Here is a 13,359-nt window from a genome sequence, read left to right as displayed (position 1 = left end):
TTAGATCTTCAGGTGAGTAATGATTGATCACTGTGAAGGTTGCACTATAGCTTCCGTTACGGTAGTAATCCGTCTAGACAAGGAGTCGTATGATGAACACTGTCCGCCTCGCCCTCGTCGTTCCGCTGCTGGCCGCCTTCGGCGGGCCCGCTCTCGCGGATGTGCCCAAGCCCGCCGTGCCGGTGAAGAAGCCCGCCGAAAGCCGGGAAGTGCCTCGGGCCGCGGCGCCGCGCGAAAGCCGGGAAGTGCCTCGGACCGCCGCGCCGCGGGAAAGCCGAGAAGTCCCGCGCGTCGCCGCCCCGCGCGAGCGCCCGCCGGCGACGCGGGCCACGCGCGTCGTGTTCGTCGACCCCGGCAAGCCGAAGACCGGCGAAGGCGGCGTCCGTCCGGGACCGGCCGACAAGGGTGGCGTGCATCCGGAGCAGGTCAGCCCGAACTGACGATCCCGGACGGTCTCGTTCGCCCATTGCCCGGGGCTGACCCCGAGGTCCGCCTGCGGAGGCGGCCCTCCTCCGGGACCGCCGAGCCCCGCCTCGCCGGATGTGCGCCACAGGCGCCGTCCGGACCCTCCTGTGCGTGCAAGGCAGCCGCGGGCTGCGTTGCACAGCGAGTTTTGTCAGCTTGATGACCCGGATCATCCGAGACATAACCCCGTCCGCCTTCGAACCCGAGGGCGACGAGGACTCCAAGGACGACATCAAGCTCGACCAGTTGCTCGCGGCGGCGCGCCGGCAAAGCCGGATCGTGGTCCTGTTCGGCATCCTCGGGGTGACGGCCGGCCTCGCCTACGCGATCACGGCCGTGCCGATGTACACGGCGACCGCGACCCTGCTGATCGACAACCGCAAGGTTCGGCCCGTGCAGGACGCCTACGACCTGACCGCGCCGGCGCTGGACAGCACCTCGGTCGACAGCCAGGTCGAAGTGCTCAAGTCCAAGAGCCTTGCGGTGTCCGTGATCAACGGCCTGGAGCTGAAGAAGGATGCCGCCTTCGCGCCGCGTCCTCCCGGCTTCGCCGCCAAGATTCTGGCGGAAGTCATGGCGGCCCTGGACTTCCGCAAGGTGGCCGGGAGCGAAGCGGAAGACCTGGTGCTCGACGAGGACGAACGGCGGACCGAGGAGATCGCCGGGGCGCTCGGGGACGGGCTCGCGATCCGGCGCGTCGGCCGGACCCTCGCGCTGGAGATCTCGTTCACCTCGCCGGACCGCCGCACCGCCGCGGGCGTGGCGAACGGTTTCGCGGACGCGTACCTCACGGACCAGCTCGAATCGAAATACGACGCCACCCGCAGGGCCAGCACCTGGCTCGAGGAGCGGCTCTCGGAACTGAAGCAGAAGGCCGTGGAGTCCGATCTCGCGGTCCAGAGGTTCAAGACCGAGAAGGGTCTGGTGTCGGCGGGCGGGAACCTGCTCAGCGAACAGCAGCTCGCGGAGCTGACCACCCAGCTCGTGACGGCGCGCGGCGACACGGCACGCGCCGAAGCCCGCTACCAGCGGATCGCCACGATCGTCGAGACGCGCCAGCTGGATGCGGCGGTGAGCGACAGCATCGACAACACGGTGATCGAGCAGCTCCGGGCCAAGTTCGTCACCGCGTCCAAGCGCGAGTCGGAGATCTCCTCCGTGCTCGGGCCGAACCACATCCAGGCCGCGAACCTGCGCAACGAGATGAAGGAGTACCAGCGCCTCATCTTCCTGGAGATGACGCGCATCGCCCAGAGCTACAAGAGCGACGTCGAGATCGCCAAGTCCAAGCAGAAGGCGCTGGAGGAGAGTCTCGCCGGCCTCATCACGGTGAGCGCCGAGAAGAACGAGGACCAGGTCCAGCTCCGCGAAATGCAGCGCGAGGCGGACACCTTCCGGAACCTCTACCAGAGCTTCCTGCAGCGCTATCAGGAGACCCTGCAGCAGCAGAGCTTCCCGATCACCGAAGCGCGGATCATCTCCCGGGCGAGCGTGCCCGAGCGGCCCAGCCACCCCAAGAAGATCCTGATCCTCGCGCTTTCCGGCTTCCTGGGCGGCGTCGCCGGGATCGGCTTCGGTGCCTACAGGGAGTACCGGGACCGCGGCTTCCGGACCGGCGAGCAGGTCCGCTCCATGCTCGGCATCGAGTTCCTCGGGATGATGCAGGCGGTCAAGGAGGGAGACGCGCCCCGGTCCGAGCGACGACAGGACGGATCGGAGTCGCACCGCATCATGAACGACGCGGCGATCATGCGGCACGTGCTCGACAAGCCGCTGTCGAGCTTCGCCGAGACGCTGCGGTCGGCAAAGCTCGCGTCCGACCTGGCGCTCATGGACCGCTCGCCCAAGATCATCGGCGTGGTCTCCGTGCTGCCGGGCGAAGGCAAGACGACGGTCGCCAAGAACTTCGCCTCGCTCCTCGCGCACCAGGGGGCGCGCACGCTGCTCGTCGACGCCGACCTGCGCAACCCCTCGATGACCCGCGCGCTCGCCCCGCATGCCCAGGAAGGCCTGGTCGAAGTCGTCCTCGAGAACAAGCCCTACGGGTCCGTCCTGCTGTCCGAACCGGGGTCGAACCTGAGCTTCCTGCCCGCCGTGGTCAGGACGCGGATCTCGCATACCGCCGAGCTCATCTCCTCGACCGGCATGAAGGCCTTCCTGGCCGAGGCCGGGGCATCGCACGACTACATCATCCTGGATCTCCCGCCGATCGGCCCGGTGGTCGACGCGCGCGCGGCGGAGGGCAACATCGACGCCTTCCTGTTCGTGGCCGAGTGGGGCAAGACGGCCCGCCGGGTGGTGAGGGCGGCGCTCGACCAGGACCGGCTGATCAAGCGCAAGTGCCTCGGCGGCGTCCTGAACAAGGTGGACGCGGCCAAGCTCAAGCTCTATGCCGCGGACCGCTCCAAGGAGTATTATTACGGCCGCTACACCGACTACTACGTGGACCGGGCCTGATGGCGGGTTCGGCGGGGTGGCATGTCCTGCGCGCCCTGGCGGTGACGGTAGGGCTCGCGCTGGCGGCAGGCGGCGTCTCGGCGGTGTCCGGCGAGGCGACCACGGCTCCCCTGCGGGACGTCGCCCTTCAGATCGAGCGCAAGGGCGTCGGTGACCCGAGCTTCTTCGAGCGGGCCGAAAGGCGCAGCGGCACCGTTCTCGACGCCCCCGGATGCAGCCGCGATCTCGTGCGTTCGGCGGCCACGCTCCGGGTTGCGCGGCTGGAGACGGCCGCCGTCCAGGCACAGGACGCGACCGAAGCCATCGCGGCGGCGGACCGGACCCTGCGGGCCGCGCTGGCCTGCCGCCCCATCGACGGGAATCTCTGGCTGAGGCTGGCGGTCGTGGCGGTCGCGCGCGACGGCTTCACGCCGGCGGCGGAGGACCTGCTCCGCCGCTCGATCCGGCTCGCGCCCGCGGAGGACTGGATCATGGCGGCGCGGGTGCGCTTCCTCGGCGCGCTGGTGGAAAGCGGGATCCTGGAGGCCGAGGCCCTCTTCGCGTCCGAGGCGGAGACCTACATGCGCCGAGCCCGGGTCTACGAGATCGTCGCCCTCTACGCGGCGGCGGGGCCGGCGGCGCGGGCCGCGCAGGAAGCCATGTGGGCCGCACTCGGCGAAGACCGCATGAGCCGGATCCAACGACAGGCCGAGATCGATGGCGTCTACCGGACACCATAGCCGTCCTGCGGCCGCGCCGGCGGGCCGTCCGGCGACAGGCGGGGTCGGTCCGTGAGCGTGGCCCGCAGCGCCCCGACGCCGTCCTGGAGCGGCCTCCCGGATCAGGCCGCAACCACGGTCGGTCGACCGCTGCTCACCGTCATCGCCGTCCTCGGACCCTTCTTCTTCGGCTCCAACACACCCCTCGGCGCCGGTATGCTGGCTGTCGCGGCAGGTCTCGCTCTGGTCGTCACGGCCCTGGCGGCGCCGTCGAGCCGGCTCGCGCGCCGCCTGTTCGCGCTGTCGATGCTGCTGGTGCTCCTCTTGGCGGGACTGGCCCTCCTGCAATCCGGTCCCACCCCGATCGGGGGACCCGAGCACCCGGCCTGGGCGGAAGCGCGCGCGGTGCTGGGTCCCGTGCCGGGATCGATCGCCGCGGTCGCGGGCGAGCCCCTGCGCGCGCTTCCCGGCTGTGCGGCGCCGGTCTGCCTGTTCGCCGCCGCGCTGGCGCTTACGCGCAACGACGAGGCGGTGCTCGCGACCTGGCGACACCTCGTCCATACGACAGCGGCGCTCGCCCTCGTGACCCTGGCGCAGCGCCATCTGACGCCCGGCACCCTGCTCTGGGCGCCCAAGCTCTACTACACCGACAGTTTCACCCTCACCTACATCAACCGGAACACCGCTGCGACGCACCTGGGGGTGACGCTCCTGGCGGCGTCGGCCCTGTTCTACCGGGACTGGCGCCGAACGGGGTTCGACCTCGGCGCGCTCATTCCCGATGCCGGGCCCGGCGGGAGCCGGCCGCGACCCTTGCTGGTGCTGCACGCGGCGACGCTCGCCCTGCTCTTCGTGGCGCTGGTCTCGACCCGCTCGCGCGCCGGCCTCGTGGCCACGCTCCTGGGCCTCGCGGTCTTCTGGGTGCCGGTTCTGTGGTCCTCTCACCTGGCCGGGCGGGCGCGCGGGCCCGCGTTGGCGGCTCTCGGGGCGATCGCAACGGCCGCGGTCTGGATCTTCGGCGGGCTCGTGCTCTCCCGCTTCGATGCGGAGGGCACGGTGGACAGCAGCCGGGCCTGCACCTTCGCGGCGACGATCGCCATCTTCCTGGAGCATCCGATCCTCGGCACGGGGCTCGGGACCTTCCAGGACGTCTTCCCGGCCTATCGCGACCTCGATTGCGACATCCATGGCTACTGGGACAAGGCGCACAGCACCTATCTGGAGGCGTTGCAGTCGGCGGGGCTCGCCGGAGGGGCGCTGCTCGGGACCGGGCTCGCGGCGCTTGTCTGGGCGGTGCGGCACGGGTGGCGCAGCCGCAAGCGCTACCGCTTCGTGGCCGCCGCGACCGGCGGCATGGTCGCGGTGGCGGCCACCCATGCGCTCGTCGACTTCTCCCTGCAGATCCCCGGCTTCGCCGTCTACCTCGCGGTACTGCTCGGCAGCGGGCTCGGATCCTGCCTGATGCGGGACGGCCCGAGAGAGGCCGGAAGCCGCGCCGACGGCCGGCGAGGCCGCACGACCTCGGCACCCCCTTTCAAGGCGGGTCCGCGCCTTTCCGGGGCCGGGCCCGCCCGACCGCCCCCGCCTTGACGGACGTTTCGCGCGACCGCCACCGTGACCGCGCTGCCGGTTCGATTCGCACCTCTTTTCGTCCTCCCGGCCGCCTCCCTTCGCCGAGGGCCGGACCAGCGAGACTGGAAGACATGAGCGACATTCCGCGTCCAGACCTGCCCTTCAGTTCCCGGGCCGGCGAGTCTTCCCCCCTCCCGAAGCTGCGCCTGCGGGCGGAACTGCTGCAATGCCTCCTGCTGGCCTCGGATCTCGTGCTGATCGGCGCAGCCGGGCTGGTTCTCGCCGCGCTCCTGAGCGGACAGCCGGACGTTCAGGACGACCTGTGGTCCGTCTTCTGCACGGTGGCGCTGATCTTCCCGGCCGCCATGCTGGCGAAGGGCGGCTATCGGCTCGACGGCCTTCCGGACGCCGGCCACCAGATCCGGCATACCGCTCGGGCGTGGCTCGTCGCCTTCGGCATCGCGGCCTGGGCGGCGTTCCTGCTGAAGATCGGGTCGAGCTACTCGCGGGTCGCGGTGCTCTCCTATTTCACGCTGGGCGGCGTCACGCTGGTCGCCTGGCATCTTGCCGTGTCCGTCTGGCTGAGACGCCGGATCGACGCCGGCCTCGTCTCGCTGCGCCGTGCGGTGGTGGTCGCGATCGCGGAGCCGAGCGAATACGACCACCATCGGCGGGTTCTCGTCGACCGGGGCATCGAGGTCGTGGCGGCGCACCTGATCGCGCCGAACCTCGGCACCGTCTCGGTCGAGGCGCTCAGGGCCTGCCAGACCGTCCGCGCCGCACTGGCGGCGACGCGCTGCGACCTGATCATGGTCTTCGCTCCCTGGTCGGACCAGCGCCAGGCGGGCGAGCTGCTCGCGGCTCTGGCGCCGCTCCCACTCCCGGTCCTTCTGATGGCCGACAAGCCGGCGGGGCGCATCCTGCGGCAGAACCGGCTGCGCTTCGGACCGTTGTTCGGCTTCGAAATGCAGCGCGCCCCGCTCGACCGGACGGATCGGGCGGCCAAGCGCCTGCTCGACCTGACGGTGGCCTCGCTGGCGCTCCTCATCCTGTCGCCGTTGCTGGTCCTGACCGGGTTCGCGATCCTCCTCGAAACCGGCCGGCCGATCCTGTTCCGGCAGCATCGGCGGGGCTTCGGCGGGCGCCGTTTCGAGATCCTCAAGTTCCGGTCGATGACGGTCCAGGAGAACGGGCCGACGGTGCTTCAGGCGCAGCGCGGCGATCCGCGCGTAACGAGGCTCGGCCGCCTCCTGCGGAAGACGTCGGTCGACGAACTGCCGCAGCTCGTCAACGTCCTGCGCGGCGAGATGTCGATCTGCGGGCCGCGTCCGCATGCGATCGCGCACGACAACCAGTACGAGGAACTGATCGCCACTTACGCGTATCGCCACCACGTCAAGCCGGGCATCACGGGCTGGGCGCAGGTCAACGGCCTGCGCGGCGAAACGAGGGATGTGGCCTTGATGGAGGCGCGGGTCGACCACGACCTCTGGTACATCAACAACTGGTCCATCTGGCTGGACCTCAGGATCATCGTGATGACCGCGCTGAAGGTCGTCAACGACCGCCAGGCCTACTGAGGGCTTCGACCCCGGGCCTCGCGGGACGGCCCGCGGACCGACGATCCGAAGATCCGCCTCAGTGCCGGCTCAGCCACTCGCGGGCCTGGCGCTGGGCCTCGGCGATCTCGTGGGCGGTCATCTCGGCCGCGATCTCCTGGCGGTGCCGGGCGGCGTCGCGGTTGCCGCGGGCGGCGGCGAGGTTGAACCACTTGTGTGCCGCGACACGATCCGGGCACACGCCGCGGCCGACCGAATAGTCGATGCCGAGCTTGAAGAACATGTCCGGGGTGACGTTCTGCTGCCCCATGACGGCGAGATCGGGTTCGCGGACTTCGTAGCGGGCCATCGTCGTACTCCTGTACTTTCTCTATACTTTCATTGTCAGCGTCACCAGGTGATCCATGGCGCCGCTCTCACGTGAAAATCTGGACTGATCCCTTGAAACGGCAGTTAATGTGCAGGATTAATTTTGTCCGAAGCCAGCGGAAACCTTTCTTTCATTTCACGATCGGTTTACCCCTTCGGGCCGAATTCATCAATGATTGCAGTAGTGCGGGCAGAATCGCTGGCGATACGCGATAGGGATTCGTTGACGATGACAGGAAGTCTTGACGGCGTTCGGGCCGCGAAGGGCCGCGCATTCGCCAGGACCAGGGCTTCCTCCACGGCATAAGCGACGCCGGGGGTCAATGCCGGCCGCGGAGGGCTATGATCTTCTGCGCGGGGTGGACACGATTCGCCACGAGTTCGACACCATCGTCCGCGTCTCATGGTTCGCGGTCGCGGCGTCCGGCGGGGGCAGGACGAGGGAAACGCGGCCGTCGCAAGCTTCAGGGGGAAGCAGCATGTCAACCCGCATCCTGATCGCCGTCCTCGCCGCCGCGCTCGCCGCCGCGCCGACCGCATCCTTCGCGCAGACCCAGACCCAGACCAAGCCGGCCGCCACCACGCAGCCGGCCAAGCCCGCCGCCACCAAGGCGGCGGCCAGCAAGGCCGACGAAGAGGACGAACCCTCGACGGCCGACCAGAAAAAGGCCTGCGACGCCAAGTGGAAGACCGAGAAGGAGAAGACCGGGGCCAAGGGCTGGAAGGCCTACTTCACCTTCATGGCCAAGTGCATGTGATCGCGAGCGGGCCCGCCGGACGGTCCACGTCCGGCGGATCCGCCTCCCTGCATGCGACCGCGGTCCGCCGCCCCGGCACGGGCCGGCCTTTGGCGCATCCGCCCGCCCCGCCTCCGAACGGATCCATCCGACCATGCGCAAGTCAGGCCTCGTCCTCGGTGCCCTCCTTTTCGCCCTCCCCATCACGATGGCGTCCGGCGCCTCCGCCCAGGGCGCCGCGGCGGATCCGCGCGTCCAGGCCGAGAAGTCTCGGACGCGGGTGGCGATCCGGTACGTCGCCGGCCAGTGCCGGAGCGAACTCGGCCCGCGCGCGGAGGATGCGTCCGTGCTCCGGACCTGCATCAAGGAGCGGACCAAGCCTTACCGGAAGGCCTGCAAGCGCGACGCCAAGGCTCAGGGCCTGACCAAGCTCACGGACGAGTTCCGGGTGTTCGCCAAGTCCTGCGTCACCGCGCAGCTGATCGCGGCCTACCGCATTCCGGTCGGGTCCGACACGGTCGTGGTCGAGCCGCGCCATCAGGGCGGCCCCGAGCGGCCGCTGGCCGGGCCGCCGCGGCCGGGCGAGCCCCAGCCGGCGATCGGCGCGGGCGGGCGGCAGGCGCCCGCCGACGAGGACGACGACGACTACTTCTTCGATCTCGAGAATTGAGGGTCGAGCGCCGCCCCGGCCGTCACCGGCGACGGGGCAGGTCGAGCTTGAAGCCCTCGTGGGAACGCTTGAAGCCGAGCGTCTCGTAGAAGCGGTGGGCCTCGGTGCGCGCCTTGTTGGACGTCAGCTGGACGGCGTCGGCGCCGCGGCGGGCGGCCTCCTCGACGGCGAGGCGCATCATGGCCGAGCCCAGGCCCCGGCCGCGCTGCGCGGCCTCGATGCGCACGGCCTCGACGGTCGCGCGCACGACGCCGCGGCTGGCGAGGCCGGGCGTGATGGTCAGCTGGAAGGTGCCGACCACGCGGCCCTCCCGCTCCGCGACGAAGAGCGTCGTCGAGGGGTCGGCGTCCACCCGGGCGAAGGCCTCGCGATAGACCGGCAGGTCGTCGGCGCCGGTCGCCTCCCGCCCCTGCCCGAGCATGTCCTCGGCATAGAGCTCGACGAGGCGCGGCACGTCGTCGGGCGTGGCGCGGCGGAGGACGAGGTCGGACATCGGATCACCGGGGCGGGGACGCGGGGACTGGCGAGCCGGCAGAATGCGCCGGGGGCGAGCGCCGGATCAATCGCCCGGCGGCGCAGGGCCGGTCAGCGCAGGCTGCTGTTCGGCATCGGCGGCGGCTCGTGGACGAGCAGGATGTCGATGCGCCGGTTCGCCGCCAGGAACGGCTCATTGGGGAAGAGCGGGTCGGAGTCGGCGCGGCCGACGACCGAATCGAAGCGGTCGTGCCCCACGCCGTTGGCGGCGAGGATCTCCTGGATCGCGACCGCCCGGCCGGCCGACAGGCTCCAGGGCGAGGCGGAGTTGCCGATACCCCGCCGTCCGCCCGCGGTATGGCCGCTGACCCGGACGCGATGCGGCATGCGGGCGATGACCGGGGCCAGCTTCGCCACGATGTTGCGGGTGTAGTCGTAGGGCGTGCGCGAGCCTTCGGGGAACATCGACCGGCCGTCCTGGTCGACGATGCGCACGTTCAGCCCTTCGTCGGTCTCCTCGAAGAGCACGTGCTTGGAGATCTCGGCGATATCCGGCATGTCGGCGAGGGCCTGTCGGAGCGAGGCGGCGGCGGTCAGGTACTGGCGCGGCTTCTCCTCGGCGGCGCGCTCGAAGTCGTGGGTGTTGGACTCGGGGCCCTGCTTGGCGTGCTGGTCGTTGCGCTCGGAGGCGTGTGACGCGTCGAGCTTCTTCTCGACCGGGCTCGACTCCTTCAGGAACTGGCGGACCGGCAGGCCGTCGCGCTCCAGGATGCCGGCCTTGCGGTATTCCGGTTGGACGCCGAAGGCCTCGCGCAGGGAGCCGGCCGCGTCGGCGAGCTTCTGCTTGTCCTGGTTGGCCGAGGCGACGAGCATGACGAAGAAGGCCATGAGCAGGGCCATCAGGTCGGCGAAGGTGATGACCCATGCGCCGCCGTGACCGCCGCCTCCGCCCTTCTTCTTGCCCGACATGGCGGAACTCTCCTCAGGCCGCTTCCTGCATGGCGGCGCGGTGCTTTTGCGGCAGGTAGGCCAGCAGCATGTCGCGGATGACCGCCGGGCTCTTGTTCTCGCGGATCATCAGGACGCCGTCGATCACGAGGGTCATGTTGATGCCCTCCTCGGTCGACTTGATGGACAGCTTGTCGGCGATCGGCAGCGCCACGACGTTGGCGAGCACGGCGCCGTAGAGTGTCGTCAGCAGCGCCACCGCCATGCCGGGGCCGATCTTTTTGGGGTCGTCCATGTGGCTGAACATGGAGATCAGGCCGATGATGGTGCCGACCATGCCCATGCCGGGCGCGGCATCGCCCAGGAACTTGAAGAGCTTGTGGGCGTCCTCCAGCCGTTCCAGCTGCAGGTCGCGCTCGCGCTCCAGGCTCTCGCGGATGACGGCGAGGTCGAAGCCGTCCGCCACCATGCGCATCCCCTTGGCGAGCATCTCGTCGTGAATCTCGACCTGCTCCAGGCCGAGCGGGCCCTGCTTGCGCATGACGTCGGCGAGCTCGGCGATCTTCTCGATCATGTCGCGGGCGGAGACATGGTGGTTGAAGGTCACCGCCTTGAGGCCGGCCGTGAAGGCGGCCATGAACCCGCCCAGCGTGAAGCGGGCCATGGTGGTGGTGAGCGCACCGCCGATGACGACGTTGGTGGCCAGCAGGTCCATGAACTGGCTGAGCTTCGACCCTTCCATGAAGATGGCGATGACCAGCACGCCGAAGCCGCCGCCGATGCCGATGAAGGTCGCGAAATCCATGAAGCCTACCCGACGCCGTCCGACACGCACAGTTTTCGTCGACGCCGATATTCCCCATTAACCCACAAGGAAGCGTTACCCAGGGGGCGGCCGGGATTTACCACGTCCGGGCCATCGGCCGCCGTGGTTAAGGATCGGTGAGGCAAGGCGCGCGGCCGTGCAGCCGCGGGCCGCGGGCGAGATTCGGGTGTCCCGCGAAGGGGGCACGGCCCGGCCGGACAACGCTCACTCGATGCCGAGCTTGCCCTTCAGGATCTCGTTGACGGCCTGCGGGTTCGCCTTGCCGCCGGTCTGCTTCATGACCTGGCCGACGAACCATCCGATCATGGTCGGCTTGGCCTTGGCCTGCTGGACCTTGTCGGGATTGGCCGCGATGACGGCGTCGCAGGCGGCCTCGATCGCGCCGGTGTCGGTCACCTGGCGCATGCCGCGCTCCTCGACGAGGCGCTTCGGGTCGCCGCCTTCCGTCCAGACGATCTCGAAGAGGTCCTTGGCGATCTTGCCCGAGATGGTGCCGTCCTGGATGAGGTCGACGATGGCGCCGAGCTGGCCGGCGGAGACGGGGCTCTCCTCGATGCCCCTGCCCTCCTTGTTGAGGCGGCCGAACAGCTCGTTGATGACCCAGTTCGCCGCCGCCTTGGCGTCGCGGCCCTTGGCGACCGCCTCGAAGTAGTCGGCGGAGGCGCGCTCCAGCGTCAGCACCATGGCGTCGTAGGGGGTGACGCCGTAGTCGCGCACGAAGCGGGCCTTCTTCTCGTCGGGCAGCTCCGGCAGGTGGGCGGCGAGGTCGTCCACGAAGGCCTGGTCGAACTCGAGCGGCAGGAGATCCGGGTCGGGGAAGTAGCGGTAGTCGTGCGCCTCCTCCTTGGACCGCATGGAGCGGGTCTCGCCCTTGCCGGGATCGAAGAGACGCGTCTCCTGCACGATGCTGCCGCCGTCCTCCAGGATGCCGATCTGGCGGCGCGCCTCGTATTCGATCGCCTGCCCGACGAAGCGGATCGAGTTGACGTTCTTGATCTCGCAGCGGGTACCCAGGGGTTCGCCGGGGCGGCGCACCGAGACGTTCACGTCGGCGCGCATGTTGCCCTTTTCCATGTCGCCGTCGCAGGTGCCGAGATAGCGCAGGATGGTGCGCAGCTTGGAGAGATAGGCCTTGGCCTCCTCCGAGGAGCGCAGGTCCGGGCGGGAGACGATCTCCATCAAGGCGACGCCGGATCGGTTCAGGTCGACGAAGGAGTAGACCGGCGACTGGTCGTGGATCGACTTGCCCGCGTCCTGTTCCAGGTGCAGGCGCTCGACGCCGACCTCGACGACCTCGCCGTCGGGCATGTCGAGCACGATCTTGCCCTCGCCGACGATCGGGTTCTTGTACTGGGAGATCTGATAGCCCTGCGGCAGGTCCGGGTAGAAGTAGTTCTTCCGGTCGAAGATCGAACGGTGGTTGATGACGGCCTTGAGGCCCAGGCCCGTGCGCACGGCCTGGCGAACGCATTCCTCGTTGATCACCGGCAGCATGCCCGGCATGGCCGCGTCGACAAGGCTGACATTGGCGTTCGGGTCGTTGCCGAAGGTCGTCGAGGCGCCGGAGAAGAGCTTGGCCTCGGAATTGACCTGGGCGTGCACCTCCATCCCGACGACGATCTCCCAATCGCCGGTGGCGCCCTTGACGAGCTGGGACTTCTTGGCGGACCGGACGGGTGCGTTCATGGGTGACGAGGCCTTTCGAGCGGATCTCGGCTCCGTGGGTAATCCCTCGCGCAAGGCCGATCAAGCCCCGCGCGCGGCCGGACGCCGGTGGCGGCGGGAACGGGCGCCGCGGCCGGGGATGACGGGAGACGCGGTGCCGGAAGGGTCAGGGCGTGGCGGTCTTGAACAGCTTGAGCTGCAGGTCGCCGAAGCGGCTGCAGGCCCGGCCTTCGCCGGGGCCCTGGGACATGGCCAGGAGCCCGTCCTGAAGGGTGAGGGTCAGCCGCACGTCGCCGCCGCTGCGCTCGTCCAGGCCGATCGCCTCTTCGGTCACGAGGACCTCGCCCTGCTTGCGGAACGTCGCACGGAAGTAGCAATGGTCCTTGGCGAAGCCGTAGGTGTCGATGGTGAACTCGGCTTCCCAGACGTTGGACCGGATCGGACGCAGGAGGAGCGTGGCCTCGTGGTTGCTCCAGAACCCGCCGAAACCGCCCGATGCGGAGCCCGCACGGCTGAGGAAGCGGGTCCGGTCCTCGATCTGGGTGGCGAGTTCGTCGAGGCTCCGGTCCTTCTCGCGGACGAGCCGATCGACGGTCTCCTGGATCCGCGTCACCTCGTCCTTGTTCCAGACATCGCGCTCGAAGCCGTAGTCGATGTCGCGCAGGAAGGCCTGCTGATCCTCGACCAGAGCCTGCAGGCCGGCCCCCTCGAAGCGCCGCCGGGCGGCCCGGAAGGCCGACGCCATGGAGCGGTCCGCGGCGGCGAGCCTGTTGACGGCGCAGACCGCCACCTCGCGCGCCGTGGAGGCGGTCATGCAGTCGAAGGACGGACGTCCGGCCGCATCAGCGTCCGCCGGGATGGCCAGGGCGAGCAGGGCGACGCACACGGATTTTCGCATGAGAGGTCCTCGGAACAGCCG

At 69.5% G+C, this 13,359-nt stretch carries 13 protein-coding genes; 7 read left to right on the top strand and 6 right to left on the bottom strand.

What is annotated here, in order from left to right; translation table 11 throughout:
* Positions 1 to 92 precede the first annotated feature (92 nt).
* The 5 genes from WBG79_RS11110 to WBG79_RS11090 all read left to right on the top strand — a co-directional run bounded on the left by WBG79_RS11110 (position 93) and on the right by WBG79_RS11090 (position 6,772).
* On the top strand, positions 93 to 440 hold the full coding sequence (locus tag WBG79_RS11110) for a hypothetical protein (protein WP_337357171.1): 348 nt from the start codon (positions 93 to 95) through the stop codon (positions 438 to 440).
* 184 nt (positions 441 to 624) lie between these two features.
* Positions 625 to 2,922: a GNVR domain-containing protein gene (locus WBG79_RS11105; RefSeq protein WP_337357170.1), complete on the top strand. Its 2,298-nt coding sequence runs from the start codon at positions 625 to 627 to the stop codon at positions 2,920 to 2,922.
* Positions 2,922 to 3,641: a hypothetical protein gene (locus WBG79_RS11100; RefSeq protein WP_337357169.1), complete on the top strand. Its 720-nt coding sequence runs from the start codon at positions 2,922 to 2,924 to the stop codon at positions 3,639 to 3,641. Before WBG79_RS11105 ends, WBG79_RS11100 begins: the two co-directional genes overlap by 1 nt.
* A gap of 51 nt (positions 3,642 to 3,692) precedes the next feature.
* Positions 3,693 to 5,210 (top strand): O-antigen ligase family protein, encoded by a 1,518-nt coding sequence (locus WBG79_RS11095; RefSeq protein WP_337357168.1) that lies wholly within the window; start codon positions 3,693 to 3,695, stop codon positions 5,208 to 5,210.
* Positions 5,211 to 5,323: 113 nt separating this feature from the next.
* The gene (locus WBG79_RS11090) at positions 5,324 to 6,772 is read left to right on the top strand and encodes an exopolysaccharide biosynthesis polyprenyl glycosylphosphotransferase (RefSeq protein WP_337357167.1); all 1,449 of its coding nucleotides are present in this window, start codon (positions 5,324 to 5,326) and stop codon (positions 6,770 to 6,772) included.
* Positions 6,773 to 6,830: 58 nt separating this feature from the next.
* On the opposite strand, the gene WBG79_RS11085 is transcribed toward WBG79_RS11090, so the two are convergent.
* Positions 6,831 to 7,100: a hypothetical protein gene (locus WBG79_RS11085; RefSeq protein ID WP_337357166.1), complete on the bottom strand. Its 270-nt coding sequence runs from the start codon at positions 7,098 to 7,100 to the stop codon at positions 6,831 to 6,833.
* Positions 7,101 to 7,599: 499 nt separating this feature from the next.
* Here WBG79_RS11085 and WBG79_RS11080 point away from each other — a divergent pair, with 499 nt between their 5' ends.
* Entirely contained in the window at positions 7,600 to 7,878 is a 279-nt protein-coding gene (locus WBG79_RS11080; RefSeq protein ID WP_337357165.1) for a hypothetical protein, read from the top strand.
* Between the two features lie 133 nt (positions 7,879 to 8,011).
* The gene (locus WBG79_RS11075; protein WP_337357164.1) at positions 8,012 to 8,527 is read left to right on the top strand and encodes a hypothetical protein; all 516 of its coding nucleotides are present in this window, start codon (positions 8,012 to 8,014) and stop codon (positions 8,525 to 8,527) included.
* Positions 8,528 to 8,549: 22 nt separating this feature from the next.
* Here WBG79_RS11075 and WBG79_RS11070 read toward each other — a convergent pair whose 3' ends face one another.
* From WBG79_RS11070 to WBG79_RS11050, 5 genes are all read right to left on the bottom strand, one after another.
* A complete protein-coding gene (locus WBG79_RS11070) occupies positions 8,550 to 9,020 on the bottom strand; it encodes a GNAT family N-acetyltransferase (RefSeq protein ID WP_337357163.1) in 471 nt (156 codons plus the stop codon).
* Positions 9,021 to 9,112: 92 nt separating this feature from the next.
* Positions 9,113 to 9,970 carry an OmpA/MotB family protein gene (locus tag WBG79_RS11065; protein ID WP_337357162.1) on the bottom strand — a complete coding sequence of 286 codons (858 nt, stop codon included), beginning with the start codon at positions 9,968 to 9,970 and terminating at the stop codon, positions 9,113 to 9,115.
* 13 nt (positions 9,971 to 9,983) lie between these two features.
* Positions 9,984 to 10,754, bottom strand: coding sequence for a motility protein A (locus WBG79_RS11060; protein ID WP_337357161.1), 771 nt, complete (start codon positions 10,752 to 10,754; stop codon positions 9,984 to 9,986).
* A gap of 225 nt (positions 10,755 to 10,979) precedes the next feature.
* Entirely contained in the window at positions 10,980 to 12,461 is a 1,482-nt protein-coding gene (gene gatB, locus WBG79_RS11055) for an Asp-tRNA(Asn)/Glu-tRNA(Gln) amidotransferase subunit GatB (protein WP_337357160.1), read from the bottom strand.
* 145 nt (positions 12,462 to 12,606) lie between these two features.
* Positions 12,607 to 13,338, bottom strand: a complete 732-nt coding sequence (locus tag WBG79_RS11050; protein ID WP_337357159.1) for a hypothetical protein — start codon at positions 13,336 to 13,338, stop codon at positions 12,607 to 12,609.
* Between the last annotated feature and the right edge of the window lie 21 nt (positions 13,339 to 13,359).

It is taken from the genome of Prosthecomicrobium sp. N25 (genome assembly GCF_037203705.1).
GTDB lineage: Bacteria > Pseudomonadota > Alphaproteobacteria > Rhizobiales > Ancalomicrobiaceae > Prosthecodimorpha.
The sequence above is the reverse complement of the archived record's forward strand: the minus strand, read 5'-3'. Positions and strand labels throughout refer to the sequence as shown.